Origin of the sequence: Microvirga zambiensis WSM3693, assembly GCF_016735695.1 — a bacterium.
Taxonomy (GTDB): Bacteria; Pseudomonadota; Alphaproteobacteria; order Rhizobiales; family Beijerinckiaceae; genus Microvirga; species Microvirga zambiensis.
This window is the reverse complement of record NZ_JAERQD010000021.1, coordinates 69,845-95,868: the sequence shown is the minus strand read 5'-3', so window position 1 is coordinate 95,868 and position 26,024 is coordinate 69,845. Positions and strand designations below refer to the sequence as shown.

The window sequence follows — 26,024 nt, the reverse complement described above, 5'->3', positions numbered from 1 at the left end:
CCTTCGTCCTGCATATTGCAGCGGAACTCGTCTGTGACACGCCTCTAAATCACGAAAAATTCCTTCGCCGTCAGGGCGAGCCCCTTCTTCAGGCGGGCGACGTCGATGGCGGCCTTGGCGCCGGAGCCGTCGGGATCGTAGGAGAGGATGCCGGTTTTCTTGCTGTAGACCAGGTAGTCGTTCTTGTCTTTGGCCCCGTCGCCGACCTTGAAGAAAGCCTTGTTCAGTGCTGCCGGCTTCGCGAGGGAGCCGGACTTGCCGAGCTTGGAAAAAACCTTGTTGTCGAGCCAGATCGCGTCGTTCGGCACGCTGTAATCCCAGATGACGTCGACATTGGTCTTCTTGTACGGCTTGGTGTCGAACACGAAGATGTCCCGGCCGCCATCGCCGATGAGGGTATCCCGGCCGAGACCGCCATAGAGCCAGTCGTCGCCGGCCCCGCCGTAAAGCCGGTCGTTGCCGGCGAGCCCTTTCACGATGTCGCTGCCGGAGCCGCCCTTAAGAATGTCGCTGCGGCTCGTGCCGGTGACGGTGTCGATCCGGTCGAGCAGGACGATCTCGAAGCTGCCGCCGATCGTGTGGATGCCGTCGGAGACCGTGACGCTCACACGGTGGTGCGTCGGGTCCTCGTAATCGAGCACGATGCCGTCGCGGACGACGATGTCGTAGCCGCCCTGCTCGTTCTCCAGGAGCGCGAACAGCTTCGCACTCTCCGGCGAGAGCGTGTAGATCATCTCGTCGTTCTCGGGATCGGTTGCGAGCAGCTTGCCGACGACCGTGTCGCCCTGCGCGCCCTCCGCCACGGCGGCCGGCGTGAAATTGAGAGCGGGCTCCTTGTTGACGAAGGTGAGGTAGAAGGTTTTCTCGACCTCGTTGAATCCGCCATCGCCCGCGATGACGGCAAAGACCCTGTGCTCCGCTCTCGTGTAGTCGAGCGTCACGCCCGCCTTGACGAAGACGTCCCAATGCCCGCCGGCATTCCTGACGAGGTCGAACAGATCCTGGCCTTCGATCAGCTTGTAGGCGATGGCGTGACCGTCCGGATCTGTGGCGATGAGCGTCCCGACATGCGTGCCGCCCTGGGTGACCTGGCTGACGGGAATCGGCGCAAAATCGATCTCCGGCTCGAGGTTTTCCGAGAGGTTGAGGTCGAAGGTCTCCAGATAGGGTTCACCGCCATGCGTGATCGTCAGTGTGAATTGCTCGTGGCCGTCGGTTCCGAACCTGAGCCCGCCCGCGACCGACCGATCGACGATGACGCTCCAGCTCCCGTCCTTGTTGTCGACGAGGTCGAAGACCTTTTCGCTGTCTTCCGACAATTGATAGGTGACGAGATCGTCCTCGGGGTCGTCGGCGACGAGCCGGTAGACCACCGTTCCGGGCAAGGCGCCCTCATGCACGTCCCTTTCGTCGAGCGGGATATAGGGCCGCTCGTTCACATCGGCGATCCGGATCGCCAGTGGATGGTCATCGACCTGGGTGTTGCCGTTGGTGCTCGTCGCCTTGATGGGCAGGCTAAAAAACCGAGGCCCCGCCTCGTAGTCAAACTCCGCTCCCGCCTTCACCACGAGGTCGTAGATCCCGTCTCCGTTCTCATCGGTAACGGCGAAGTTCGGATCATTCAGCGTGAACTTGAAGGCCTCACCCTCCGCACCCTCGACGACGCGGAGCGTGCCGAGGACGGTACCGGCATCCGCATCTTCCGGAATGGTGTTGGCGGGATCGGTCGCCGACGAGAAAAAAATGGCAGCCATGAAATGTCCCAAAAATCATCGTTACTTTGTTATGGTGGAGATTATGTATCGGTATTACGTTAACAGGGTCAAGGAATTTACTGCCGCAACGGCAGGCCCACGGCGAAGCTTGGCACTTTCTCTAGTCACCGCTTGTTGAAGGGTTGTGCCCATTTGACGGCTGGTCATCCGGGGCATGCGTGCTAGCTTTTCCAGAAGGGGGCGACTGCACATCGCGTGCAGCGGGAGATTTTTTGGCATGAGCGAAGGCCCGAACCCGACGCCTGGACGCGGCCACCCGAACCGGCGGTTCGGGCGTCTGGTGTCCCATGCCCGCTGGTCTCTCTGGTGGGAGGAGGCCTGGCCGCGCCTCTGGCTGCCGCTCGCCATCGTCCTTGCGTTCTTCACCCTGTCCTGGCTCGGCCTCTGGCTCGACGCCTCGCCCCTGTGGCGCACCATCGGATTGGGGCTGTTCACGGCAGCCTTCCTGATCTCGCTCTGGCCCCTCGTCCGCCTGCGCCTTCCGAGCCGGACAAGGGCTCTCGACCGGCTCGACCGGGAAACGGGCCTCACCACGGGGCCGGCCCGCGTCCTCGACGACACTCTCGCCCTCGGCTCGGCGGATCCGGGGACCAAGGCGCTCTGGGCCCTTCACCGCAAGCGGGCGGAGGACGCGATCGGCCGCATGCGCGTCGGTCTGCCGCAGCCGAACATGCCGAGGCGCGACCGTTACGCCCTGCGCGCCGCGGGCCTTCTCGCCCTTGTCACCAGCGCCTTCGTGGCAGGCCCCGAGATCGGCTCGCGCCTTGCCGCCGCCTTCGACTGGCGTAAGGTGGAGACCGCCTCCCCGTCCTTCCGCATCGACGGCTGGATCGACCCGCCGCTCTATACCCGCACGCCGCCGCTCATGATCGACCTCGCCCGCGGCCAGAATCTGCGGGCACCGATCCATTCGACCGTCGTCATCCGCATCGCGGGCGAGGGCAGCGCCGAGATCAAGCCGGGCAAGGGGCTGACACCCCTGCCGCCCAAGGCCAACCAGCGCGCCGACATGCGAGAGGAGCGCTATCAGCTCGACGGCTCGAGCGAGCTCACCGTCAGCACTGGCTTCGCCAACAGCGTGACGCTGACCATCGAGGCCATTCCCGACCGGCTGCCGGAGATCGCCTTCACCATGCCGCCCGAGGTCAATGCGCGCGGCACCTTCACCTTGAGTTACAAGGGCAAGGACGATTACGGCATCGCCTCCCTCGACGGCATCGTCGAGAAGGCGGACAGGAGCCGTGGCCGCTCCCTCGTTCCCGCGCCGCAGCTCACCCTCGCCCTGCCGAGCCATGAGGAGAATGCGCCGGACACCAAGTCGCCGGTCGATCTCACGAACCATGCCTGGGCTGGAGCGCCGGTGACGATCCGGCTCAAGGCCAAGGACGAGGCCGGCCAGGAAGCATCGAGCGAGGCGATCAACTTCACCCTGCCGCAGCGCCCCTTCACCAATCCGCTCGCGAAAGCCCTTGTGGAGCAGCGGCGCAATCTCGTGCTCGCCCCCGATGACCGCAAGCGCGTGCAGATTGCCCTCGACGCGCTGCTGATCGCGCCGGCAACCTACACGCCGCAATGGGGCGTGTTCATGGGCCTGCGCGCCGGCGCGGAACGCCTGCGCGTTTCCCGGACCGACCAGGACCTGCTCGACGTGGCCGATTGGCTCTGGGCCATGGCGCTCCAGATCGAGGATGGGAATCTCTCCGATGCGGAACGGGAGCTGCGCGCCGCACAGGACCGCCTGAAGGAAGCCATCGACCGGGGCGCAACGGATGACGAGATCCGTCGCCTGATGGACGAGTTGCGGATGGCCATGGACAAGTTCCTGCGCGAGTTCGCACAGCGCATGCAGCAGAACCAGCAATCGCAGGATCAGAACCAGCGCACGCCGCCGGACCGGATGATCTCGCAGGACGACCTCAACCGCATGCTGCGCCAGATGGAAGACGCGATGCGTCGCGGTGACGTTGCGGAAGCCCAACGCCTGCTCGAGCAGCTGCGCAATATCCTGGAGAACCTGCAGACTGCTCAACCCAACAACCGCATGACCGATCCGCTCGGACGCGAGATGAACCAGGCCATGCAGGACCTGGAGGACATGGCGCGCGAGCAGCAGAACCTGCGCGACGAAACCTTCCGCGACGGCCAGAACCGGCGCATGCAGCAGGGCGACCGCAACGGGCAGCGCCAGCAGGGTCAGCGCCAGGGCCAGAGGCAGCAGGGTCAGCGCCAGCAGGGCCAACAGGGACAGCAGGGGGAGGGTCAGGAGCAGGCCGAGAACGGCCAGGGTCAGGATCCCTCGGGTCTGAGGCAGCGGCAGCAGGCCCTCCGCGAGCGGCTGCAGGAGTTGCAGCGTCGGATGGAAGGCATGGGCATGCAGGGCGAGCAGGGGCTCGGCGATGCCGAAGGGGCCATGCGCGAGGCCGAAGGCGCGCTCGGCCAGGGTCAGGACGGCCCCGCCGTCGATGCACAAGGAAGAGCGCTGGAGAACCTGCGCCGCGGCATGCAGGGCATGGCCCAGCAGATGCAGCAGATGCAGCGGGGCGACGGCCAGGGTAACGAGCAGGCCGGCGATCAGCCCGGCCAGGGCAATCCTCAGGGCAACCAGCAGACCGGCCAGCGCGACACCGATCCGCTCGGTCGTCCGACGCGGAACAGGGATTATTCCGACGGCCGCGTAGAAGTGCCCGGCGCAAACGCATCACCCGCGCAGAGGGCTCAGCGGATCCTGGAGGAATTGCGGCGCAAGCTTGGCGACCCCAGCCGTCCACAGGAAGAGCTGGACTACTTCGAGCGTCTCCTGCGCCGGAACTGAACGTTACGGCAGGCACCTTCTGTAGCGTCAGCGAGCCTCTTGCCTCCGCGATGGGTTCGGGCCACGGTCGCCCGACCATTCGAGTGGAACTCAGATGAATCGTTTCATTGATTTGCTTGTGCCGATCGCCGTCGTCGCAGTCGCTTTCGTGCTACTTCTAGGCTTGGTTAACATGCTGCGCGGCGGCAATGCCAATCGGTCGCAGCACCTTATGAGACTGCGTGTCCTGCTTCAGTTTATCGCCATTATCGTGATCATGGGCGTTATCTGGTGGAGAGCGGCTTAGGCTCCCCCGTATTGACACTTTTTCGCCACGCTCTGTATTAAGAGAACGTTAGCCATAAAGGCCTAGCCTGGTGGCGTGATTTTTATTGAGTTACGGATCTCTTAATGCGTGTCAGTCCAGCCATAGGCATGAGCCTTCTGATCCTTTTCATGGGATCATCGGGCGCCCTGGGCTCCGACTTCAAACGGCAAACGAATTCCTCCCCGGCCCCGATCTCACCGAGCTTCCTTTCGGAATTCCGTTTTGGATTGTCCGCTCAGGATCCCTGGGGCGCGGAAGGACGCGACGGCTCCGCCAACGTTACCGGCGAGATTCTTTTTGCGAAGCCATTCACCGCATCGGACCTTTTCACCAGCTATTTCATCCCCCGTCCGCATGTGGGCGGCAGCCTGAACTTCGACGGAAAGACGAGCTTCGCCTATGCGGGCCTGTCCTGGACCGTCGACGTGACGCCCGATCTCTTCATCGAGGGCAGCTTCGGCGGTGCCGTGCATAACGGCAAGGACCATCCCCTGGCCGACCGCCAGCAACTCGGCTGCTCGCCGCTGTTCCGCGAATCGGGATCGGTGGGCGTGCGGCTGTCGGCCAATTGGAGCGTCATGGCCACCATCGAGCATCTGACGGACGCGGGAACCTGCTCGGACGAGAATAGAGGCTTGACGAATGTCGGCGCGCGGGTTGGGTATTCATTTTAGCTGAATCCCACTCCCGGGCGCGTCATGGTCGTTCTGAACCGCATCTACACCCGCACCGGCGATACCGGCACCACGGCGCTTGCCGCCGGCGGGCGCCGCCCGAAATACGATCTCCGCGTCGAGGCCTACGGCACGGTCGACGAGACCAATGCCTGCATCGGACTGGTCCGCCTTCACACGAAGGGCGACGAGATCGATGCGATGCTCGGCCGCATCCAGAACGACCTGTTCGATCTCGGCGCCGATCTTTCCACCGTCGAGACGGGCAAGCCCCTTCCCTATGAACCCTTGCGCATCACGCAGGGACAGGTTGACCGCCTCGAGCAGGAGATCGACCGGCTGAACGCGGAACTGTCGGTGCTGCGCTCCTTCGTCCTTCCCGGCGGGACGCCCGCCGCCGCCGCTCTCCATCTCGCCCGCACCATCTGCCGCCGCGCGGAACGCCATGTGGTCGAGCTCATGGAAAAGCCCGAGGAGAAGGTCTCGCCGGAGACCGTGAAATATCTGAACCGTCTGTCCGATTTTCTCTTCGTCGCGTCACGTTACGTCAATGACAAGGGCGCGCTCGACGTTCTCTGGGTACCGGGGCAGAACCGCTAGAGCCGTTTCCACTGACGTGGAATCAGCTCTCTCCTTTGCTTTGCCGCATTTTTGACGGCGGACCGGATCCACTTCGCCGAAAAATGCTCTAGGAGGGGAAGATGTTTCTACCGCTTCACGACGGCGTTCCGCTCAAGAACATGAAGACGCCGCTCGCGACGCGGTGTCTGATCGGCCTGTGCGTCGTCGTTTACATCCTCACCTTCTACGGCCCCTGGGGCGAGGATGAGATTGTGGGCGGTCTCGCCTTCATCCCGTCGGTCCTGTTCGGCACGGAAGTGCTTCCCGACGGCTATCCGTTCGTGCCGGTCGAGCTGACGCTGGTCACCAACATCTTCCTGCACGCCTCCCTGTTCCACCTGATCGGAAACATGCTGTTTCTCTGGGTGTTCGGCGACAATGTCGAGGATGCGATGGGCCATCTGCGCTTCATCACCTTCTTCCTGCTCTGCGGCATCGCCGCCAGCCTTGCCCATGCCTTCATCACGCCGGAACCTCATCGCCCTCTCATCGGTGCGTCCGGCGGCGTGTCGGGCGTGGTGGCGGCCTATCTCATCCTCTATCCGCGCGTGAAGATCTGGGGCCTCTTCCTGAAGGGCATTCCGTTGCATCTTCCCGCCTATTGGACGATCGGCTTCTGGTTCGCCCTTCAGTTCATCGCCGCCTTCATCGGCGGGGACGACAGCGTGGGCTGGTTCGCGCATCTCGGCGGCTTCCTCGTCGGTGCCGCCCTCACGCCCCTGATGCGGCGGCGCTACGATCCCGTGCTCGCACGGATCGAGGCCCAGGAGCTGCAGACGCCGCGCTGATGCCCGTAGACCGGAAAATGCATTCCCCTTTCCGATCCGATGCTCTAGGGTCCCGTCCACCTTTTCCCTATATGTCCTGAGGGCCTTTTGGGTCATATCCGGACCTGACTTTCGATGAGGACGGGCAATGAAGCTTCTGGTCTGTGTGAAGCGTGTTGTTGACTACAACGTGAAGATCCGTGTGAAGGGCGACGGGTCCGGGGTCGAGCTGGCCAACGTCAAGATGTCGATGAACCCCTTCGACGAGATCGCCGTCGAGGAAGCCGTGCGCCTGAAGGAACAGGGCAAGGCCACCGAGATCGTCGCCGTCTCCATCGGCCCGCAACAGGCCGGCGAGACCATCCGCACCGCGCTCGCCATGGGCGCCGATCGCGGCATCCTGGTCAAGACCGAGGCAAGCGTCGAGCCGCTTTCCGTCGCCAAGATCCTGGCCAAGGTGGTGGAGCAGGAAAAGCCCGACCTCGTCATCCTGGGCAAGCAGGCCATCGACGACGACGCCAACCAGACCGGCCAGATGCTGGCGGCGCTCCTCGGCTGGCCGCAGGGCACCTTCGCCTTCAAGGTCGCTGTCGGCGAGGGTTCGATCGACGTCACCCGCGAGGTCGATGGTGGGTTGCAGACGGTGGCCTTGAAGCTTCCTGCCATCGTCACCACGGATCTGCGCCTCAACGAGCCGCGCTATGCGTCGCTCCCCAACATCATGAAGGCCAAGAAGAAGCCCCTCGACGAGACCTCGCCTGAGACGCTGGGCGTCGACGTCAGCCCACGCCTGAAGGTGCTCAAGACCACCGAGCCCGGCGGGCGCAAGGCCGGCGTCAAGGTGGCTTCCGTCGCCGAACTCGTCCAGAAGCTCAAAGTCGAAGCCGGCGTGCTCTAAGGGAGACCGACACCAATGACCACCCTGCTGATCGCCGAGCACGACAACGCTCACCTCAAAGACGCCACCCACAAGGCCCTCTCCGCCGCCAAGGCGCTTGGCGCGCCCGTCCATGTCCTCGTCGCCGGATCCAACGCGAAGGCTGCTGCGGATGCCGCTTCCAAGCTCGAGGGCGTCGAGAAGGTGCTCCTCGCCGATGGCGCCGCTTACGAGCACCAGCTCGCCGAGCCCACCGCCGCGCTGATCGTGTCGCTCGCCTCCGCCTATGACGCCCTGGTGGCGCCGGCGACCACCACCGGCAAGAACGTGATGCCGCGGGTCGCCGCGCTGCTTGACGTGATGCAGGTCTCCGACATCACCAAGGTGGTCTCAGCGGACACCTTCGAGCGGCCGATCTATGCCGGCAACGCCATCCAGACGGTGCAGGCGACAGATGCGAAGAAGGTGATCACCGTGCGCACCGCCGCCTTCCCGGCGGCTGCCGAGGGCGGTTCCGCCGCCGTCGAGACGGTGAATGCCGCCGACGATCCGCAGCTGTCGTCGTTCAAGGGCGAGGAGATCGCGCAATCCGACCGGCCCGAGCTGACTTCGGCCAAGATCATCATCTCGGGCGGACGCTCGCTCGGCTCGGCCGAAAACTTCACCAAGTACATCGAGCCGATCGCCGACAAGCTCGGCGCCGCCATGGGCGCGTCGCGGGCGGCAGTGGATGCGGGCTATGCGCCGAACGACTGGCAGGTCGGCCAGACCGGCAAGGTGGTGGCGCCCGATCTCTACATCGCCGTGGGGATTTCAGGGGCGATTCAGCATCTCGCCGGCATGAAGGATTCCAAGGTGATCGTGGCGATCAACAAGGACGAGGAGGCCCCGATCTTCCAGGTCGCCGATTACGGCCTCGTCGGCGACCTCTTCACAATCCTGCCTGAACTCAAGGAGGAGTTGACCAAATAGGGTCAATAAGGTCAGGAATAGTGACGGACCGGGCGGTCTTTCCGCCCGGCCGTTCGCATAAGGATGCAGGCAGCAGATCGATGGGCATAGAGATCAAAACGGTTGGCGTCGTCGGCTCGGGACAGATGGGCAGCGGCATTGCCCATGTCTGTTCGCTCGCGGGGTTCAACGTCCGGCTCAACGATCTCTCGGAGGAGCGGATCAATGCGGGCCTTGCCACCATCAACGGCAACATGGCCCGGCAGGTCTCCAAGGGCGCCATCACCGACGGCGACCGGCAGAAGGCGCTGGAGCTGATCAAGCCGGCCGTGACCTACGACGATCTCTCGACCTGCGACCTCGTGATCGAGGCGGCGACCGAGAACGAGGAGGTGAAGCGCAGGATCTTCACCAATCTCTGCCCCTCCCTGCGCCCGGACGCGATGGTCGCCACCAACACGTCCTCGATCTCGATCACGCGGCTGGCGGCCGCCACCGACCGGCCCGAGAAGTTCATCGGCATCCATTTCATGAACCCGGTGCCGGTGATGCAGCTCGTCGAGCTGATCCGCGGCATCGCCACGGACGACCCGACCTACGAATCCTCCAAGGAATTCATCGCCAAGCTCGGCAAGACCTCGACCGTCTCCGAGGATTTCCCGGCCTTCATCGTCAACCGCATCCTGCTGCCGATGATCAACGAGGCGATCTACACCCTCTACGAGGGCGTGGGCTCGGTCGAGGCCATCGATACCGCCATGCGGCTCGGCGCCAACCACCCGATGGGCCCCCTCCAGCTCGCCGATTTCATCGGCCTCGATACCTGCCTGTCGATCATGCAGGTGCTGCACGAGGGCTTGGCCGATTCCAAGTACCGCCCCTGCCCGCTTCTGGTGAAATACGTGGAGGCCGGCTGGCTCGGCCGGAAGACCAAGCGCGGCTTCTACGATTACCGCGGAGAGAAGCCAGTTCCGACCCGGTAAATCTGTTCCCTAACGTCACGATCGTAGGGGCATCCACATCCCTGTGGGTGCGTCACAAACGTTCCCGTGACGATCTTCACAACAGCGTCACACTGCCTATAGTCTACTCGGACGGGATAACCCTTCTCTTGTCCGGCGCGCCACTGCTTCGGCTGCGCCGGCCAGGAAGAAAAGCATCGAATCAAGCTTGAGGGCGGCCTTCGCTTTCGGGTCCGATGCTCCGAGGAGGTGAGGTGACGATACACGTCCAGCCTGTTGTGCGACCCGAGGCCTGTCCGGCTCTCGTGCTCAATGCCGATTATCGGCCGTTGAGCTACTACCCCTTGTCCATCTGGTGTTGGCAGGATGCGATCAAGGCGGTCTTCCTCGACCGGGTCAACATCGTCTCCGAATACGACAAGATCGTGCGAAGTCCCACCTTCGAGATCCGCCTTCCCTCGGTCATCTCCTTAAAAACCTACGTCAAGCCGTCACGGCACCCCGCCTTCACCCGCTTCAACGTCTTTCTTCGCGACCGCTTCAGCTGCCAGTATTGCGGAGACCGCGAGGACCTCACCTTCGATCACGTCGTCCCCCGCTCCAAGGGCGGGCAGACCACCTGGGAAAACGTCGTCGCCGCCTGTGCGCCGTGCAACCTCAGGAAAGGGGACAAGCTGCCCCGCGAGGTGGAAATGTGGCCCCGGCAGAGCCCCTTCGCCCCCACCGTCCACGACCTCCACTCCAACGGCCGCCTCTTCCCGCCCAATTATCTCCACGACAGCTGGATGGACTATCTCTACTGGGACAGCGAGCTCGAGCCGTAAGAGCCCCCCATCCACAACCCGATCAGATCAGCCGGCCCCTCGCCGCGACCGGCAGTTCCCCGACGATCCTGTCGCCCCGCACCGTGACCAGCCGGTCCACCATGTTCACCACCACGCAGACATGGTTCGGCACGATGCGCACCACATCACCGATATTGGGCCTGTCGTTGCAGGCGGAGAGATCGAGGAAGCCGTGCTCCTCCGCGAAGCGGGCGATCCTGGCCTGGGGATGTTCGAGGATGAGGCCATGCCCGTCGAGGCCGCCGCCGGTGTCGCTGGTCAGGGTTTTGGAACCGGAATCGAGAATGCCGCGCTCCGGACCCGCCCGGCTGACAACGGTCGCGTAGACCGTGAGCGCGCAATCCTCCAGCCCGGCGACGCCGGCAGCCAGCATCATGCGATCGTTGAACACCGAAGTTCCGGCCCGATGCTCGGTCACGTTCCTCATCTTGCCGAGATTGCGCAGATTGGGCGTGCCGCCCGTCGAGACGATGCGCGGCTCGAGCCCGAACTCCCGGATACCGGCCGTCGCCTTGTCGAGGAAGGCCTGCGTCTCGACCGTGGCGTCCTCCGGCGGATAGAGCATGAAGCCGGCGAATGAGAGTCCGGGACGGGAGGCGATGTCCGTGGCAAGCGCAACCGCCTCGGCGACCGTCTCGACGCCGGCCCGCTTGCGCCCGGTATCGCACTCGACCACCACCTCGAGATCGCGTCCGGCAATGGCAGCAGCATGCGGCAGGCCTGCCACCACGACAGGGTTGTCGGCCGCCACGGTGACCGTCACCTGGGACAGAAGCTTGCCGAGGCGTCCCATCTTCTCCTCGCCAAGGAGATTATAAGCGATCAGGATGTCCTCCTGCCCGCCCTCGGCCATGATCTCGGCTTCGCCCAGCTTCTGGCAGGTGATGCCACGGGCGCCCGCCTCGCGCTGCATCCCGGCGATGACCGGGCTCTTGTGCGTCTTGATATGCGGCCGGTTGGCGATGCCCGCCGCATCGCACAGGGCCTGCACCCGCGCGATGTTGCGCTCGACCACGTCGAGATCGATCACGACGGCCGGCGTTCCGAATTGCCGCGCGACCTCGCTTTTAAGAGCCTCGATGCTCATGAGACGTTTCCCCGATCCTGTTCAGATGAAGCTAATGAAGCTGCCTCGTCCGGCGCAAGCCCCGCCTGCAGAGGAAGGCCGGAAACCCTTACCGGCCGATGGAAAAGCCCTTGCGGGATGCGGCCAGGGCAGCAAAGGCCGCCAGACCGAGTGAGATCAGCACGTTCCAGCCGGCCAGCGACAGGCCAAGGAAACGCCACGCCGCCTCCGTGCAGCTGACGACACGGGTGGTCTGCAGCTGGCTCATGAAATCGCCCACGGTGCCTGCCGCGGCGCCCGAGCCGCCGCCGCAATCGCTTGGCCCTGCGAAGAAGCCCCATTCGACGCCGGAATGATAGGCGCCGAGCCCCGCGCTCACGATGAAGATCAGCGCCAGCAGCCACAGCCCGATCCTGGCCCAGTGCGACGGCAGGACCGCGGCGGCGAGGCCGAGCGGAATGGCGATGTAATAGGGATTGCGCTGGATCAGGCAGAGCTTGCACGGCACGTAGCCGAAGACATGCTCGAAGACGAGCGCGCCACCGATGGTCGCCGCGGCGCCGAGGGCGACGGCGAAAGCCGCTTGGCGCATGGTCAAGGCGAGTCGCATCGCTCTCTCCTCAGAACAGGTAGCGGAACGCCACGAACCCGCCGACGAAGGCGACGATGGCCAAACCTGCCACCAGATTGAAGTTGTTGTCGATGATCGACTTGATGCGCGGACCGAACTTGCTCATCAAAAGGGCGATCAGGCAGAAGCGCGCGCCACGGGTCAGGATCGAGAGGACGATGAACCAGCCCAGGTGATAGCCGGCAAAGCCGGAGGTGATGGTCACGAGCTTGTAGGGGATCGGGGTCAGGCCCTTGAGCAGGATCACCCAATGCCCGTATTCCGCATAGGCGTGCCGGAACGTCTCTGCGCCCTCCGTGAGCCCGTAGAGCTGGAACAGCCAGGCGCCGATGGAATCGTAGAGGCCCAGGCCGATGAAATAGCCGAGGATCCCGCCCAGCACCGAGGCGACGGTGCAGATCAGGGCATAGGACCAGGCCTTGTCGGGCCGTGCCAGCATCATCGGGACGAGCATCACATCCGGTGGGACCGGAAAGAAGGAGCTTTCCGAGAACGAGACCAGCGCCAGCGCATAAGGAGCCGAAGGGCGCGCCGCGAGGGAGAGGGTCCAGTCGTAGAGGCGTCTGAGCATGGAAGTCCGCAGGTTCGGGTCCGGGCGGGGCCGCGCCCCGCGGCCCTTCTTTGAGCACAAGGCGCCAGGAAAGGCGAGAGGCCGGCATTGCGGCCTAGCTTCACATCTCTCCGATTGACCGGCCTTTATCCCGCATGTTAGGTCGCACTTCCTTGCCCCTGTGGCGGAATTGGTAGACGCGCTCGACTCAAAATCGAGTTCCGCAAGGAGTGCTGGTTCGATCCCGGCCAGGGGCACCATATTGATTTTGTTCATGAAATTGGCTTCGCATGTCGGAGCTTTTTCATTTTCAGGCTCCCATGTCGGCACCCTGTCGGCACAAGGGCGGGAGTAGCATCGACAGCGAAGGACGACGCCTGCCGTAGGGATCACGGGTTTAAAGCCCATCAGCATCTCGTATTCTGTGCCAATAGGTCGGATTTCAGGTTTCTCGCGTAGCGGCGCACAATTCCTTCCGGCAGCGCTTGCTGATAGCCTTAACCCCGCACCGGGAGCGAGAACTCGGAGAGGGACTGCTTATGGCTACTGAGTCTGCCAGCATGGGTCAGCCATCAACAAGCCTCCGGAGCCAATGACTAGCACGCACGTGGGTGCACTCGCGATAGATTGATGGCCTACAGGCGGCCATCCAGCAGATACCAAAGTTGAGCCAAGAGTCTGTAGCACTGCGCAAGCATTACGTTCTAAGATAACTCAGACGATACGGTTTAAAATAGAGAATGGGCGGGGCGACGGATGAGGGACGAGGCTCAGATCAGATCTGATCTGACGGCCATAGCCGCTGCCGAAAAGGCCATGGCCACCAATCCAGACTGGCAGATAACCACCAAACAGGGAGCTGATCATCTGGCGATTGCGTGCCCATTGGCGATTGATGGCGTGATTGTGTCGGGTCTTCGTTTGGAGGTCTTCGGACCTCAAGCTGTTCCGGCGAGCCGATCATTCTACGGGCTCTCGGCACACTTGTTTGCCGTCCAACATCTCCGGAACTGGCATCTATGCCGGATTGAATTCGACCCCGAGAACCCGCTGAAACCCCATCGAAATCCACTCGGATCCCATGGGGCTCCGCCGATTGTAAGAGGGCCTCACATACATCCGTTCCTTGAAAATGCTGCTCTTGGAGTGGACGCGCTAACCCCGGAAGGCAACCTACCAATTGCCTTTCCAATCAAGAATGAACTCGCAACGTTTGATGATATACTAGATATTATCAGAACTGGCTTCAATGTGCCGGGTCTGTGGTTGGAGGAGCCCACATGGTCGCGAATGCTAGTTTAACTAGGTCCGACAGTATGCGGAAACTTCTCGACGAGATTAGCCGCGAACTGATCATCACAGATATAGACAATGGCGACGGCCTAATAGCTCTTCCAGATGTATATCCTGGAGGATCCAGTGTCGTTGTGCGCATTCGACGCGACAGCGATACCTATATAATCACCGATCAAGGCAATGGGTACCACGAGGCAGAACGTCTTGGGGGGTCGAGTACATTCATCCGCGTCGCGCCCTCGGTAGCTCAACTATACGGGGTCAAATTCGACAGTCATATGCTATTTGCGATGGAGGTCTCGCGCGAGTGGCTTGCGAATGCTGTGATATTTACGGGAGCAGCCAGCCGGAAAGCCGTAGAGGCGACCGCAGAAAGGATGGCTGAGGAACGCGAGACGACAGCCCGCCAAGTATTCCGGGACCATCTACGGGAGGCTTTTGGGGATAAGGCAGAGTTCGATGTGCCCTTCCGCGGCCGCTCGACGAAGGAATGGCGGTTTGGGGCTCGGGTAATGCGCCAAGGTCATCTTTCCCTGTTCGATTTAGTTACTCCTCACCATGTGTCGATCAACTCAACAATCGTTAAGTTCCAGGACATCTCAGCATTGGATGAAGGCATATCGAACGTAGTTGTCCTTGCGGATCGGACGAAAATGGAGAGTGCAGACGTCGATCTTCTCTCTAGATCGGCAAAGTCTGTGATTCCCCTCTCGGCAGATAGATCAACTCTCCTTCGAGTGGCTTAATTCTAGCCCCGGCCGCAAGTCGGGGCTTTTGTTTGGCCTAGCCTTAGGAACTCTATCACGATCCTGAGATTAAAAGATTGAGGGTCGGTTGGTAGGGGCGTGGGCCCTCAGTTGAGTAGCCCTTCGCGTCGGTAGCAGGCGCGAAGGGTTTCTGTTGCGCCAAGCTGAAACCCTCTCACAGGCTGATTGTTGCCTCGTCGAAGACTGCTTCCGCAATAGGGTCTTCGGGAGAAGAAGGCTTCCTCATCTTCAGGCAATGGCGGGTGAGGAGGCCTTTCTGTTTTTGGAACAGGTTGCCCTTAGCAGTTGCGGCGCACATGATGCTCAGCCGCCACGCCTCTTCTTCTGCCGTGCTCGGCGGTCGGCCCATTCCATGATGGTCATGGCGATTTGGCGCCGTCGTCCTCCGGCCGCCCAGTGGCCCCACCTTCTCGATCTGGGCCTGCGCTGGTCGATCATGGCTGAGATGGGCTGCTCCAGACCACGCGGCCTCGAGATCGTCCTTCGCCTCGGCGTGTAGACCACGACAATGAAAGTCCCTGTTGCAGCCATCAAGAGCACCCGATGCTTCCAGGGCCGCCATCTGTCGGTCGCGATCTGCTTCGTCAGTCACGATGAGTGCAGATCGTGAATCTAAAGCCGAAGAGGAAGACTCGCGAGATGCTGGCCGCAAATAGGCGCTTGGCGTCAAGGATCTAGACAAAGGGCGTGGGTGCTGAAGCTCGAGGAGCGTGTTGGCCCTACCCTCTTTCCAAGCTTCCTCGCGGGGGTGCGGGAAGTAGTCGATGCATTCGAAAAATGGGGCAAACAGAGGCAGGCATGAGCCGCCGACCGGCGAGGGCTAAAAACCGCGCAATTCCAATCGCTGTTGCGCGACAATTAAAACCCCATGCGTTCCGACAATTAGACGTGCCAATCACATTGGGCTGTTTGCTACGTCGGCGTGCATCGCTCATCGAGAGTGCTTGCGGCTGAAATCCGCGTAAAGCCCGACCTTCAGTCACCGCCTTCGGCGGCTACCGGGCTTGACGCGGATTTCGGCCGCGAGCCCATCTGCAATCATCGCTTGCATGCCTAATTGTCGCTGGCTTGAGGTCTCTAATTGTCGCGCAACAAATCGCCCCTTGCGACAGTTGCGACGGTTGAGGCTGGTTAATAAGGGTGCCAGCGTCCTCGTGATCAGCCTCAGGCTCGCTCCGAGGTCAGGAGCGTTTTGAGCAGTCGCACGAGCGTCTCGGGATGAACCGGCTTGCCGAGGAACAGGGCTCCCTCCGGCAAGTCGCCTGGCTTGGGGGCGGCCCGGCCGGACGCGATCAGGATCCCGATGTCCTGCCGATCGAGTCGAACCCGCCGGGCGAGTTCGAATCCGTTGATGCTGCCGCATGGATGCCTGAGACCGCACTCAGGACCCGCAGCGCCTCGTCCGCATGCGCGGCTTCGATCACCTTGAAGCCGGCATCCTCCAGCACATCCACGAGGGTCAGCCGAACGAGCACCTCGTCTTCGACAACCAGAACGAGAGCACGCGCGTGGGGATCCGGGCCAGGCATGCCCGATGAATGAGGGAGCAATGGTCTTTGTTCCTAGGGTCAAGATCAAAAGCAATGTCTCTTAGGTAGGCCCGGATCAGCCGGGGTCGCCCCCTAAAGCTTCATGCCGGAGCAGCTTCGCCATCGCCTTTTCCGGGAAGCAGAGGCCGCCAGCCGTCACGCCGTGCCTAACCGTCTTGGAACCAGACCCAGCCGCCAGGCTTTTCCAGCCTTGCAGTAAGACAGCCCTGGTGGGGCTCTGAGCAGGAGGCACGATGCCCAGGAGGAGCGACGGCCCGAGCCCTGAACTGAAGCGCATGCATGAGTACCAGCGGGCGCTTGCCGCCTTCGGCCGGACGGCCTCCCAGGTTCTGCCGCGTGAGAGGCTGTTGCACTACGTGACCGCCCAGGTCTCCCGTGTCACCCACATCAAGCACGTGAAGGTGCTGTGCTACCGGCCGGATCACGGCGACCTGCTGATGGTGGCAGGTGTGGGTTGGAAGCCCGGCATGGTGGGGCAGACGACCTTCGCCCTCGACAATGCCTCACCTCCCGGGCGCACAATGCAGACGGCTGCTCCGGTGATTGTCGAGGACCTGCCGAACGATCCCGAGTTCCGCATGCATCCGAGCCTGCGCGACCACGGCATTGTCTCGCTTCTGAACGTGCCGGTGCGGATCGACGGGCGCACCTGGGGCGTGCTGGAGGTGGATGCAGAGGAACCACGCACCTTCGACGAAAGCGACGTAACCTTCCTGACCACCATGGCCAACATCTTGGGCGTGGCCCTGCTGCGGCTGGAGACAGAGACCAAGGCGGCGGAGGCGGCCGCTGCCCATGCCCAGGAGAAGTCCTTTGCCGAGGTGGTTCTGCGCGAGTTCCAGCACCGGGTGAAGAACAATCTCCAGACCATCATCTCCTTCCTGGCCCTGCAACGGCGGCACGCCTCGACGCAGGAGGACCGGGACCGCTTCGTCAGCGTCATGGACCGGGTGCATGCCATTGCTCTGGCCCAGGATCAGCTCTCATTCGAGAGCGGCATCAGCAACGTGGAGTTCGGCGATTACCTGCGGGCCTTGTGCGCCAACATCGACCCGCAGCGCGAGACGGTGAGCATCGATGTCGAAATCGAGAGAGGAGCCCTGCTTCCTCTGGACCGAGCGGTGGCCGCCGGGCTGATCGTCAACGAGCTGGTCACCAACTCGCTCAAGTACGCCTTCAACGAGGACGGTGGGACGATCCGGGTCAGCTTCACGACACAATCCGAAATCGGCGAGGCCTGCCTTGCGGTCGAGGACAATGGGCGCGGCATGGGTCCGCCGCGGAAGGGCGGGCTCGGCCTTCAGCTCATCGACGCCTTCACCAATCAGCTTGATGGGCAGGTGGAGCGGGAGGCGGTCGAGAAGGGCACACGTACCTGCGTCAGATTTCCCCTGCCGCTATGATGATGTCAGGCTCGCTGAATAGGCTCGTTAAGTGAAGACGATGAATGGGTCTGCAACGGGTCAGACAAGGTAATTGCCAATGCATCAGGAATGCCTGCTATCACTTCCCTCAGCAGAAATTCGGTCTACTTCGCAAATGTGCCAGAAGGCAACATTTGCAACATTGGCTGACCCAACAACTTACCTTCTTCGAGAAAGCCAGCGGCTTGCCCGGGCAGGCTTGCATCTCTGAGAGCCCTATGCGCAGCCGGGAACTTCGGTCTGGCCGCCCTGTTGTTGGATAGCTCGGCTCATCGAGCTGAGAACAGGGTTAAGTTAAGCGGAGCTGACGCATGAGTGATATGGAGCATTCCGACCAACCGATTCCGACGACACCTGGGAACCCGCCTTCAACGGAAGCGCCAAGTTCGACGGAAGCAGCGGTCGGAGCGCCCACGGATCCGGCTGGACCCGCGACGGACGCCCCAACGGAGGCAGCTCCAATAGAAAGCTCACCAGCTGAGGTGGCCCCTCCGCCGAACGTGCAGGAGCGTCCAAAAACCAAGGGTGTGGCTGACATCGTCTTCCTCGTCGATGTGAGTGGCAGCATGTCGCCCTGCATTGATGCGCTCCGCCGAAACATTGAGGCCTTCATCGACTCCCTGAGCCGGGGCGATGCCAACAACGCCGCTCCTGTGAGGGACTGGCGCGGCAAGGTTGTCGGGTATCGTGACATCGAAGCTGCCCAAGGCGAGGGGCTGTCCTGGATCGTCGATCACCCCTTCGTGCGCGATGCTGGAGCACTCAAGGCGCAGCTCGGCACCTTGCAGGCGAACGGCGGCGGCGACGAGCCTGAGTCGCTTCTCGATGCGCTGTACAAGGTTGCCTCCATGGAGGCGGTCCCAAAGGGTTCACAGACCGAAGATCCGGCTAAATGGCGCTACAGGAGCGATGCGGCTCGCGTGGTCATCGTCTTCACCGATGCGTCGTTCAAGGAAACCATGAGCCTTCCCGAGGCGAAGGGCGGTTCGCTCCAGGATGTGGCAAACCTGGTCATGGCCAATCGCATCATCCTCAGCCTCTTCGCTCCCAACTTCGAGGGCTATGATCGTCTGAGCCAGATCGACAAGTCGGAATGGGAGGTTGTGGAGTACGAAGGCTTGAACCCGCAGGAGGCCTTGCAGAAATTCACGTCCGATCCGGTCAATTTCCGCAACACCCTGAAGCAACTGGCCGCCAGCGTTTCGCGCTCGGCAGCGACCGTGGTGCTGTAGACACCTACCCTGTCACAGTGAGCACAAGCCATGGCCAAGAAGCTGAAGGTCGGCGATCAGATCCGGCAGTACCGCATCACGAAGGTCTTCGGACCAGGCATGATGGCGATTTCCTATGGAGCCGAGACGCCGACTGGTGAAAAGGTTTTTCTGAAGCAGTACAAGTCTCCTGCTCCTACGGTCGTTTGGTACGAGGCATTCATCACCTACCAGAACGAGCTCGGAGCCCGCGTCCGGAACGGGCGGGCGGCTCAGTTCGCAGTGCGGCAAGTGGATGCATTCGAAGAGGTCTGGGGCGGCCCCTGCTACTTCCAGGCCTTCGAGTTCGTCGAGAACGGCGCCGACCTCCAGCAAATGCTCGATGAGGAACGGGAGCAACATCGCCGCACCAAGGTGCCCGCCACCAACAACCCTACCCTCTGGGCCCGTCATGTCACCTGGGCCAAGGTCTTCATGACTGGAATGGCGGCGCTCCACGAATCCAAGATCGTCCATGCGGATCTCAAGCCGGCGAATGCGTATCTCATTGAGGACCCGACGATCGGCTCGGGCTACCAGCTCAAGCTGATCGACATGGACTTTTCGCTTCTGGCTGACCGCCGCGCACCCTGGCATGGCCACCAGGGCTATGTCGGCACCGACAACTACCGCTCGCCCGAGCACATGACCCGCGGGGGCGTGCCGGGGCTTGCCTCCGATGTCTTCACTTGTGGGCTGATGCTCTACGAGCTTCTCGCCGGCTACCATCCCTATTGGGTCGAGGACCAGGCGGAGTATGCAAGGTTGGTACAGAGCCATGCCGCCAAACCTCCGGCACTGGCCGGGGTGATGCCGGCACCTGCAAGCAATGCCGAAGTCAGCTCCTTCCTGCACCGCTGCCTTGCACCGGATCCCACCGCGAGACCGGCGGCTGCGGAACTGCGGGCTGTTTTGAGCGGGCGCGGCGCGGGGGCGTCTGCCTCCAAAGAAGGTTCGACAGCGGGTGACGGCGCTCCACGAGCTGCCGCCGAGTTAATCCTGTCCGACAGAATCGAGCTACTTGGCCCCGATGGACGCTCACTCCAGATTGGGGTCAGGACGGAGCTCGGAAAAACTCTGGTGCGGCAGTTCGGGCCGGACAGCGAGTTCTGGGACAACCGCCAATGTATCCTGGAACGCCATTCCGGGCGGCAATGGGTGATAACGCCTGTGGCCGGCACAACCAATGAAACCCTCGTGAACGGTGCAGCGCTTACAGCGCCTCGCCCGGTCAGGCAAGGAGATCGGATCGCCGTCGGACGCCAGGCCAAAGGCATCGTCAAGATGCCGCTTACGGCGCGGGCGCTCACATGAGCCGGCCTGGCGGACCTGAAGCGCCTGAGCCTGTCTCTCCTGACGAGAAGCCGGAGGAGCGGGAAGCGGCTTCCACGATGGCGGATGTGCCCAGAGACCAACCTGCGGCACCGGATACTGCACAACCGCCAGAATCCCCTGCGTCCGATGCTTCCGTTGTAGGCGGTGAACCGAAATTAGACGATGCAGCACCTCCGCCGGTGAGCGAAGAGCTCCCGCAGAACATGAGCAGTCTGCCTTCTGACACTGCTCCCACCTCCGTTATAGCGCAGCCCCCCTTGCAGATCGTGGAGGTGGAAAACCTGGACTGGATGGCTGTCCGCGGTGCGGCCAACCCGTCCTCCATCCGCTCGAACATACGAGCGACGGTGGAGCGGATGGAGGCGCTTCTCGACAAAGTCGACGGACCCGGCATGTTGTTCGACAAGAACCGCTCCGATCCCGCCGACAAAGCAATCCAGATCTCTGATGTGGATACCGGAAGCCCGTTGTGGATCATCGGTGATCTGCACGGCGATCTGCTGGCGCTCGAGGCCGCACTGGCGGCAATGCGCGATCCGCCACGGCAACCCGACGGGGGCCAGCCCCGGATGGTGTTTCTCGGCGATCTTTTCGACGATGAAGGTTTCGGGCTCGAAGTTCTTCTTCGCGTGTTTGAGCTGATCGTGGACGCGCCGGATCACGTGTGCCTCATCGCAGGCAACCACGACGAGGCGCTCTTCTATGATGGCGTGCGGTTTGCCTCGAGCGTAACCCCATCGGACTTCGCGGATCTGCTGAACGCCAATATCGCGCATGAATGGATCGAGCGGGCCGGCAAGGTGGCCGTGCGCCTGTTCGCGCGTGCTCCGCGGGCGCTCTTCTTTCCCGATGGTCTCCTGGTGGCCCATGGAGGCTTCCCGTTGACGGATCTGCATGCGCGGCTCGCTGAGACAGGAGATTGGAATGACCCGATGTGCCTGTCGGATTTCGTGTGGACCAGGGCGCATCCGAAAGCCCGCAAGAAGCTCCCGAACCGCTTTTCGCGGGGAAGCCAGTTCGGGCATGAGGACTTCGCCGCTTTCTGTTCCCTGAGCGCCAGTTTGGGACGGCCGGTCACTCACATGGTGCGCGGCCACGATCATGTGGAAGAGAGATACGCCGCCTATCCAGCCTATCAGGCGCATCCGGTGCTGACGACCGTAGCGCTCTCCCGCCGATTGAGCCGTGAGAGCTTCGGCCCCTACGAGCGCGTTCCCACCATGGCGCAATTTGTCGAAGGAACGCTCCCCCGGGTGTATCGGTTGCACATTCCTGCCGACATGATCCGCGAAGTCTATCCGGAGCTCGCCCCCGGCAGCCCTGAGAGTGAAACGAGCCAGGAACCTCATTGATGACCGGCGTAATCCTGCGTTGCCCGAATTGCGGTACTTCGAAGGCGACACCTGGCGAATGTGAAGCCTGTCACGAGGCGCAGGTCCGCTACTACTGCACGAACCACAAGCCCGGGCGCTGGCTCGACACCTCCGTATGTCCGGAATGCGGCGCGAAATTCGGGGATCCGGTCCGCCCGGCAGCAAGGCCCGTTTCGCCTGCTGCTCCGCCTCGTCCACGGACGACGGTCACGTCCGCTGCACCGCCGCGCACCGATCCTCCTCCGTCCCCGAGAACCAGTGCCAAACCCTGGAGCCGCAGGGAGCGGGAGAGATCTCCCGATCATGGTCGAGGTACAGGCGACGAGAGCGCCTCGGTGCGCGATATCCGTACGGCAAGAATGCTGGAGATCCTCCGGGCCGCTTCACGTGCCGGCCGCATGTCCCGAGAAGCAACCTACACCACTCCTGAGGCACCACCGGTCGGCGCGGCGCTGGGCGGTTGCCTGATGCGCTTTGTGATCCTTGCGATGTTCCTGCTCATCAGCTTCTTTCTGATGCTGTCGCTTGTGGGTGGTTCCCTGTTTGGAAGTTATTACTTCTGAAGCAGCGACGCACCGAGCGGCGGATTAGGGAGGAGTGCTCTGACTTAGAACTGCGGCACCAGCCGATCGATCTTATGAGTGACGGCGGTTGAACGTCCGTGTTGGGTCAATCGAGGGCGTAGACCGGCAGTTTCTGAAGGTCCGCTGTTCATTACCATTCGGACGCTCCTGCTTACCTTACAGCTGGGATGCAGAAGGCCTTTGCCTCGCATTGCGGAAGGCCTCGCAGAGCACATCTATCCGTTCTTCAACAATCCCCATCGCTTTACGGATAAGAGTGCGGATAGCTTCGCTTCCTACCAAGGCTCTAGGGCCGCTTGTCTACGCGGGCGGCGCACTAGTCATCGGGCCACATCCGGCACCCCGTTGGCGTCCACCTTCACAATCGGAGCGATCACCCGCACGATCGGGAGCGAGCGCTCGTTCCAGCCGTCGAGTGCACCCGACGCAACGAGGGCCTCCATCTGCCGATCGGCGTCAGCTTTGTCGGTCGCGCGGATGATAGGAAAGCACCGAGTCTCCTGACCGGAAGTCGATGCCTGCTCCAAGCGGCGGGTCCGTGTCTTCAAAGTGCGACTCATTTCAATCGTTCTCCTTCGAGGCTTTCAAGCCGTTCCAGAATGTCGGTGGTTTCGACAGCGCGGACATAGCGGTCCACGAGCCGGGACAGGTCCTCTGCCTCCGAGGGCGTGAGGTCGCCCGATGCGACGGCCTCAACAAGAGCAGCGGATGCTTTCACCGCATCGGCGGGCGTCTCGAGTTTTGGCAGAGCGAATGTCACGGGCCGATCCTTCCGAGGCGGCAGGATCCGATCCATCACGAGCCGCATTGCCGTCGTATCGCCACCGAGCGCCATCTCGACAGCCTTGCGCGTCAGGGCTTCAGCTTCGCCATCGAGCAGCGCCTCCAGGGCCAGTGTTGCCTTGTTGCGGGAGCCTCTCGGGCGCCCGGAGTTGCCGGGCTCGAAGGGTTTGCCGCGCGTATTCTGGGCGTTCTTACGTGGATCGGGAGACGACATGGCGCAATCCCAAACTCTCGCTCACCTGGAACTGAAGATCCTGTCGTTCAAACATGGCAAGTCCCTTGAGGTTCTATCTTTGTTCTAAATATCATGTTCCGCGTAGCTTTCGTCCCCTGCCGCAATTCAAACTTCCTTGAGCGGGGGTCAGGCGCACGCCTGGCTGCCCGTGATTGAGGAACTCAATTCCGGGTTGCTTGCACGAGGTGCCCGTTCCCCAAGGTTTGAGACCATCGCCCCGCTCTTGAAGCCGCTCCCACGGCTTGCCGTCGGTGCGCTCCTCGGCGACCCGCTGACGCGCAAGTGCTCTTGCGCTATCCAACGCTCGCTGCTCTTCCTGGGTCAACTTCACGATTGCGCTCCTTTCGGCACCATTGGCCATCGCAGTCTCGGGCGCAGCGGCGCAGCGGCGGAGCGGGAACCGTTGTGGAGAAAATGTAGAGCCGCATTATAGAAGTAAGTGCTTACCTGATCTAGGCCGTAATGCCGCGGCTAGGCGTAACAGAGCGCACTTCTCGTCAGACGTGGTGCACTGCTCTTCAGAGGAACACGTCCCTTCCGTCGTCCCCCGAAATCGCGCTTACTCATCTTACTGTTCAACAGCATCCTTGTCCTCCGATCCCAGGACCCAAGGATAACCCTTGCAGCTTGATGACCCCTTTCCACTTGAAGAGCTTCCTGTTCATATCCGACAGACAATCCTGCAAGAGTTCGGGGGTCGGCACCCGTCCATCCGGGAGGTCGCCAGCCTGCCGGATACCCATTGGCTCCAGCTGCCTCATATCGGTCCAAGGGTCCTGGCATCGATGCGCGAACTGACACGAGGAGCCCGTCGGAAGGCGAGGCTGCCCTCCCTGGCAGGACTGACAGACGCCGAGCTGCAAGCGGAGTTCGATCGCCTGAGCGAGGAGAGAAAGGCTGTCGATACTCAGCTCAAAGCGGTGAAAGCTGAAATGCGCTTGAGATCCGAGGCTAAGCGATATGCCGATGGGAAGGGCGCATTTTGAACATCTGATGGCCTCCCGCGTCTTCCTCGACTCTGAATGAAGGAGGGAGACGTGAGCTGGCAGCTGATTGAAACCGCGCCGATGCGGTAGGTGCAGGAGCAATCCGTAACAGGTTTCTGGAACAGAAATAAGTTACATGACATCGTCTCAAAAACATAAGTTAAAATGTAACCTTTGTGAGTAGCGCTTCTACTCACAAAGGTATATTGCGAAAAAACCAGAATTCCTTTGATCTGAAACTATTAGGGGATGCGGATCATCTGTCGGATCCGTTTTGATGACGATTTTTTATCTGTATCCGAGTGAGCTGATGCAAAACAATACTCTTCGGAAAAAAAACTTAACCTTGCCAGGATCAACAGGGACGGATGACAAATTAAGTGATCCAACCTTCTGCGGCCATCACCAGAGCATAAGAACAACAACAGTTCGCGATTTCGATGCTCTCGCTCCACACGTCCTCGCTTGGGATCGTCTCGCCTGGGAGTCTCCCCAAAACGGTTGGACTCTGCTGCCGGGCTGGGTTGACGCCTTTCTTCGTCATCAGCTGAAGCCAAACGAGAACTGGTTCTGCAGCTTTGCCTATGCTGGGGACAGGCTTGTCGGAGTCCTGCCTGTCATCGTGACACCGCACGCGCTCCTGGGCCATCGCTCGCCTCAGTTGCGGACTCCATCTGATGAGCGGATGGACAACAGTGGTGACATCGCGCTGGCGCCCGGTTGCGCTGCAGTGGCGCTCAAGGCACTGCTGGCCGAGATAGCCCGTGAGGTGCCCAATCACTTGGGCCTCTATCTCAGGGCTGTGCGGCATAATTCTCCTGTATGGCGCGCCCTGCGGGACGGAGCCAGTGGGTATATCGTGCGTAGCGGCCCATGCCGTCGGTATTCGTTTCTCGATGTGCGAGGGGACTCTAGCAGTTACTGGGTCAGTCTCGGTAAGATGCGCCAGAACCTAAGGCGGCGCCGCAGAAGGCTTGAGAAACGGGGCGCCGTCTCGGTGGACATGAGGAAAGGATCAAGGGCTGGCGAGAACTTTCTTGCCGAGTTTCTGGCGCTCGAAGCCTCCGGCTGGAAAGGCCGCATGGGTACCGCCATTCTTAATGATCCCAAGCTGGTCGCCTTTTACACGACGCTAGTCAGAAATTTCGCGAACCAAGGCCGGTTGGAATGGCATGGAATTCGAGTTGGCAGTCGGCTCATCGCTGGACAGCTTGGGGTTCGGTGTAGGGAGGCGCTGATCCTACACAAATACGCTTATGATGAGGATTTTGCTGAGTGTTCGCCGGGACATCTTTTGACAGAAGAGGTTATCAAAGAAGCATTTTCCTGTCGCGATCTTGCTGAGCTTAGTCCTATGAGCGAAGCGCATCAGTGTCGCCTCTGGCACATGACCCCTGACAAATACACCGATGCGCACTTGGTGCGCTGCAATGTCCTGCCGTTAGCGTTTCACCTTCCACATATTGCAGCGATAGCCATATATCATAATCATGTAGTGCCGCGAATTCCGGAAGCGGTGAAGCAGATCTATCGTCGGTTCGAACTCAGGAGATTTTCCAAGCCTCGGTGGCCAAGTTTGGCTGATTGACCACAGTCGATGAGG

The 26,024-nt window shown here is 61.7% G+C and carries 25 protein-coding genes and 1 tRNA gene; 18 read left to right on the top strand and 8 right to left on the bottom strand.

All coding sequences use genetic code 11. The annotated features are described in order from the left end of the window. Positions 1–44 precede the first annotated feature (44 nt). Entirely contained in the window at positions 45–1,754 is a 1,710-nt protein-coding gene (locus JKL46_RS17275; RefSeq protein ID WP_201835105.1) for a hypothetical protein, read from the bottom strand. Positions 1,755–1,992: 238 nt separating this feature from the next. Between JKL46_RS17275 and JKL46_RS17270 the strand changes: the two genes are divergently transcribed. The 9 genes from JKL46_RS17270 (at position 1,993) to JKL46_RS17230 (ending at position 10,570) form a co-directional block, all read left to right on the top strand. Next, positions 1,993–4,587: a TIGR02302 family protein gene (locus JKL46_RS17270; protein WP_201835103.1), complete on the top strand. Its 2,595-nt coding sequence runs from the start codon at positions 1,993–1,995 to the stop codon at positions 4,585–4,587. A gap of 94 nt (positions 4,588–4,681) precedes the next feature. Beyond that, positions 4,682–4,873 (top strand): twin transmembrane helix small protein, encoded by a 192-nt coding sequence (locus tag JKL46_RS17265; RefSeq protein WP_201835101.1) that lies wholly within the window; start codon positions 4,682–4,684, stop codon positions 4,871–4,873. Positions 4,874–4,977: 104 nt separating this feature from the next. Further along, a complete protein-coding gene (locus tag JKL46_RS17260; RefSeq protein ID WP_201835099.1) occupies positions 4,978–5,568 on the top strand; it encodes an acyloxyacyl hydrolase in 591 nt (196 codons plus the stop codon). Positions 5,569–5,592: 24 nt separating this feature from the next. After that, positions 5,593–6,168 (top strand): cob(I)yrinic acid a,c-diamide adenosyltransferase, encoded by a 576-nt coding sequence (locus JKL46_RS17255; protein ID WP_201835097.1) that lies wholly within the window; start codon positions 5,593–5,595, stop codon positions 6,166–6,168. A 101-nt stretch (positions 6,169–6,269) separates the two neighbouring features. Further along, positions 6,270–6,977 (top strand): rhomboid family intramembrane serine protease, encoded by a 708-nt coding sequence (locus JKL46_RS17250; RefSeq protein ID WP_201835095.1) that lies wholly within the window; start codon positions 6,270–6,272, stop codon positions 6,975–6,977. A gap of 127 nt (positions 6,978–7,104) precedes the next feature. After that, positions 7,105–7,854 (top strand): electron transfer flavoprotein subunit beta/FixA family protein, encoded by a 750-nt coding sequence (locus tag JKL46_RS17245; protein WP_201835093.1) that lies wholly within the window; start codon positions 7,105–7,107, stop codon positions 7,852–7,854. 15 nt (positions 7,855–7,869) lie between these two features. Beyond that, on the top strand, positions 7,870–8,805 hold the full coding sequence (locus JKL46_RS17240) for an electron transfer flavoprotein subunit alpha/FixB family protein (RefSeq protein ID WP_201835091.1): 936 nt from the start codon (positions 7,870–7,872) through the stop codon (positions 8,803–8,805). Positions 8,806–8,885: 80 nt separating this feature from the next. Next, the gene (locus tag JKL46_RS17235) at positions 8,886–9,767 is read left to right on the top strand and encodes a 3-hydroxybutyryl-CoA dehydrogenase (protein ID WP_201835089.1); all 882 of its coding nucleotides are present in this window, start codon (positions 8,886–8,888) and stop codon (positions 9,765–9,767) included. 233 nt (positions 9,768–10,000) lie between these two features. Further along, positions 10,001–10,570 (top strand): HNH endonuclease, encoded by a 570-nt coding sequence (locus tag JKL46_RS17230; protein WP_201835087.1) that lies wholly within the window; start codon positions 10,001–10,003, stop codon positions 10,568–10,570. Between the two features lie 22 nt (positions 10,571–10,592). On the opposite strand, the gene JKL46_RS17225 is transcribed toward JKL46_RS17230, so the two are convergent. The 3 genes from JKL46_RS17225 to JKL46_RS17215 all read right to left on the bottom strand — a co-directional run bounded on the left by JKL46_RS17225 (position 10,593) and on the right by JKL46_RS17215 (position 12,859). Further along, positions 10,593–11,678, bottom strand: a complete 1,086-nt coding sequence (locus tag JKL46_RS17225) for a D-TA family PLP-dependent enzyme (RefSeq protein WP_201835085.1) — start codon at positions 11,676–11,678, stop codon at positions 10,593–10,595. 88 nt (positions 11,679–11,766) lie between these two features. Further along, positions 11,767–12,267 (bottom strand): disulfide bond formation protein B, encoded by a 501-nt coding sequence (locus JKL46_RS17220; RefSeq protein ID WP_201835083.1) that lies wholly within the window; start codon positions 12,265–12,267, stop codon positions 11,767–11,769. A gap of 10 nt (positions 12,268–12,277) precedes the next feature. Beyond that, positions 12,278–12,859, bottom strand: coding sequence for a YqaA family protein (locus tag JKL46_RS17215; protein ID WP_201835081.1), 582 nt, complete (start codon positions 12,857–12,859; stop codon positions 12,278–12,280). Positions 12,860–13,013: 154 nt separating this feature from the next. On the opposite strand from JKL46_RS17215, the gene JKL46_RS17210 reads away from it, so the two are divergent. From JKL46_RS17210 to JKL46_RS17200, 3 genes are all read left to right on the top strand, one after another. After that, positions 13,014–13,098: transfer RNA gene (locus tag JKL46_RS17210), tRNA-Leu, on the top strand. 496 nt (positions 13,099–13,594) lie between these two features. Then, on the top strand, positions 13,595–14,140 hold the full coding sequence (locus tag JKL46_RS17205; protein WP_201835079.1) for a hypothetical protein: 546 nt from the start codon (positions 13,595–13,597) through the stop codon (positions 14,138–14,140). Further along, on the top strand, positions 14,119–14,880 hold the full coding sequence (locus JKL46_RS17200; protein WP_201835077.1) for a hypothetical protein: 762 nt from the start codon (positions 14,119–14,121) through the stop codon (positions 14,878–14,880). Before JKL46_RS17205 ends, JKL46_RS17200 begins: the two co-directional genes overlap by 22 nt. Positions 14,881–15,055: 175 nt before the next feature. Here the strand turns inward: JKL46_RS17200 and JKL46_RS17195 are convergent, their stop codons facing one another. Further along, a complete protein-coding gene (locus tag JKL46_RS17195; protein ID WP_201835075.1) occupies positions 15,056–15,493 on the bottom strand; it encodes a hypothetical protein in 438 nt (145 codons plus the stop codon). A gap of 700 nt (positions 15,494–16,193) precedes the next feature. Further along, positions 16,194–16,451, bottom strand: coding sequence for a response regulator (locus JKL46_RS36590; protein ID WP_343074072.1), 258 nt, complete (start codon positions 16,449–16,451; stop codon positions 16,194–16,196). A gap of 233 nt (positions 16,452–16,684) precedes the next feature. Between JKL46_RS36590 and JKL46_RS17185 the strand changes: the two genes are divergently transcribed. From JKL46_RS17185 to JKL46_RS17165, 5 genes are all read left to right on the top strand, one after another. Further along, positions 16,685–17,854 carry a histidine kinase dimerization/phosphoacceptor domain -containing protein gene (locus JKL46_RS17185; protein ID WP_201835073.1) on the top strand — a complete coding sequence of 390 codons (1,170 nt, stop codon included), beginning with the start codon at positions 16,685–16,687 and terminating at the stop codon, positions 17,852–17,854. Positions 17,855–18,402: 548 nt separating this feature from the next. Next, on the top strand, positions 18,403–19,107 hold the full coding sequence (locus JKL46_RS17180; RefSeq protein WP_201835071.1) for a vWA domain-containing protein: 705 nt from the start codon (positions 18,403–18,405) through the stop codon (positions 19,105–19,107). 30 nt (positions 19,108–19,137) lie between these two features. Then, the gene (locus JKL46_RS17175; protein ID WP_201835069.1) at positions 19,138–20,439 is read left to right on the top strand and encodes a protein kinase domain-containing protein; all 1,302 of its coding nucleotides are present in this window, start codon (positions 19,138–19,140) and stop codon (positions 20,437–20,439) included. Positions 20,440–20,663: 224 nt separating this feature from the next. Next, positions 20,664–21,812, top strand: a complete 1,149-nt coding sequence (locus tag JKL46_RS17170) for a metallophosphoesterase (RefSeq protein WP_201835059.1) — start codon at positions 20,664–20,666, stop codon at positions 21,810–21,812. A gap of 356 nt (positions 21,813–22,168) precedes the next feature. After that, entirely contained in the window at positions 22,169–22,396 is a 228-nt protein-coding gene (locus JKL46_RS17165) for a hypothetical protein (protein WP_201835057.1), read from the top strand. 341 nt (positions 22,397–22,737) lie between these two features. Here JKL46_RS17165 and JKL46_RS17160 read toward each other — a convergent pair whose 3' ends face one another. Together JKL46_RS17160 and JKL46_RS17155 are read right to left on the bottom strand one after the other, a co-directional pair. Beyond that, entirely contained in the window at positions 22,738–22,977 is a 240-nt protein-coding gene (locus JKL46_RS17160) for a hypothetical protein (RefSeq protein WP_201835055.1), read from the bottom strand. Beyond that, positions 22,974–23,414 (bottom strand): DUF5681 domain-containing protein, encoded by a 441-nt coding sequence (locus tag JKL46_RS17155; RefSeq protein WP_201835053.1) that lies wholly within the window; start codon positions 23,412–23,414, stop codon positions 22,974–22,976. Before JKL46_RS17155 ends, JKL46_RS17160 begins: the two co-directional genes overlap by 4 nt. Before the next feature lie 1,284 nt (positions 23,415–24,698). Between JKL46_RS17155 and JKL46_RS17150 the strand changes: the two genes are divergently transcribed. Next, positions 24,699–26,009 carry a GNAT family N-acetyltransferase gene (locus tag JKL46_RS17150; protein ID WP_201835051.1) on the top strand — a complete coding sequence of 437 codons (1,311 nt, stop codon included), beginning with the start codon at positions 24,699–24,701 and terminating at the stop codon, positions 26,007–26,009. The last annotated feature ends 15 nt before the right edge of the window (positions 26,010–26,024 follow it).

Bases quoted from the DNA above. Each gene is read 5' to 3' on its own strand.
- JKL46_RS17215 (WP_201835081.1), bottom strand. From the start codon at position 12,859: ATGCTCAGACGCCTCTACGACTGGACCCTCTCCCTCGCGGCGCGCCCT.
- JKL46_RS17250 (WP_201835095.1), top strand. From the start codon at position 6,270: ATGTTTCTACCGCTTCACGACGGCGTTCCGCTCAAGAACATGAAGACG.
- JKL46_RS17205 (WP_201835079.1), top strand. From the start codon at position 13,595: ATGAGGGACGAGGCTCAGATCAGATCTGATCTGACGGCCATAGCCGCT.
- JKL46_RS17255 (WP_201835097.1), top strand. From the start codon at position 5,593: ATGGTCGTTCTGAACCGCATCTACACCCGCACCGGCGATACCGGCACC.
- JKL46_RS17150 (WP_201835051.1), top strand. From the start codon at position 24,699: ATGACGATTTTTTATCTGTATCCGAGTGAGCTGATGCAAAACAATACT.
- JKL46_RS17265 (WP_201835101.1), top strand. From the start codon at position 4,682: ATGAATCGTTTCATTGATTTGCTTGTGCCGATCGCCGTCGTCGCAGTC.
- JKL46_RS17200 (WP_201835077.1), top strand. From the start codon at position 14,119: ATGGTCGCGAATGCTAGTTTAACTAGGTCCGACAGTATGCGGAAACTT.
- JKL46_RS17270 (WP_201835103.1), top strand. From the start codon at position 1,993: ATGAGCGAAGGCCCGAACCCGACGCCTGGACGCGGCCACCCGAACCGG.
- JKL46_RS17155 (WP_201835053.1), bottom strand. From the start codon at position 23,414: ATGTCGTCTCCCGATCCACGTAAGAACGCCCAGAATACGCGCGGCAAA.
- JKL46_RS17260 (WP_201835099.1), top strand. From the start codon at position 4,978: ATGCGTGTCAGTCCAGCCATAGGCATGAGCCTTCTGATCCTTTTCATG.
- JKL46_RS17170 (WP_201835059.1), top strand. From the start codon at position 20,664: ATGAGCAGTCTGCCTTCTGACACTGCTCCCACCTCCGTTATAGCGCAG.
- JKL46_RS17220 (WP_201835083.1), bottom strand. From the start codon at position 12,267: ATGCGACTCGCCTTGACCATGCGCCAAGCGGCTTTCGCCGTCGCCCTC.
- JKL46_RS17240 (WP_201835091.1), top strand. From the start codon at position 7,870: ATGACCACCCTGCTGATCGCCGAGCACGACAACGCTCACCTCAAAGAC.
- JKL46_RS17175 (WP_201835069.1), top strand. From the start codon at position 19,138: ATGGCCAAGAAGCTGAAGGTCGGCGATCAGATCCGGCAGTACCGCATC.
- JKL46_RS17160 (WP_201835055.1), bottom strand. From the start codon at position 22,977: ATGAGTCGCACTTTGAAGACACGGACCCGCCGCTTGGAGCAGGCATCG.
- JKL46_RS17235 (WP_201835089.1), top strand. From the start codon at position 8,886: ATGGGCATAGAGATCAAAACGGTTGGCGTCGTCGGCTCGGGACAGATG.
- JKL46_RS17185 (WP_201835073.1), top strand. From the start codon at position 16,685: ATGCCCAGGAGGAGCGACGGCCCGAGCCCTGAACTGAAGCGCATGCAT.
- JKL46_RS17225 (WP_201835085.1), bottom strand. From the start codon at position 11,678: ATGAGCATCGAGGCTCTTAAAAGCGAGGTCGCGCGGCAATTCGGAACG.
- JKL46_RS17245 (WP_201835093.1), top strand. From the start codon at position 7,105: ATGAAGCTTCTGGTCTGTGTGAAGCGTGTTGTTGACTACAACGTGAAG.
- JKL46_RS17275 (WP_201835105.1), bottom strand. From the start codon at position 1,754: ATGGCTGCCATTTTTTTCTCGTCGGCGACCGATCCCGCCAACACCATT.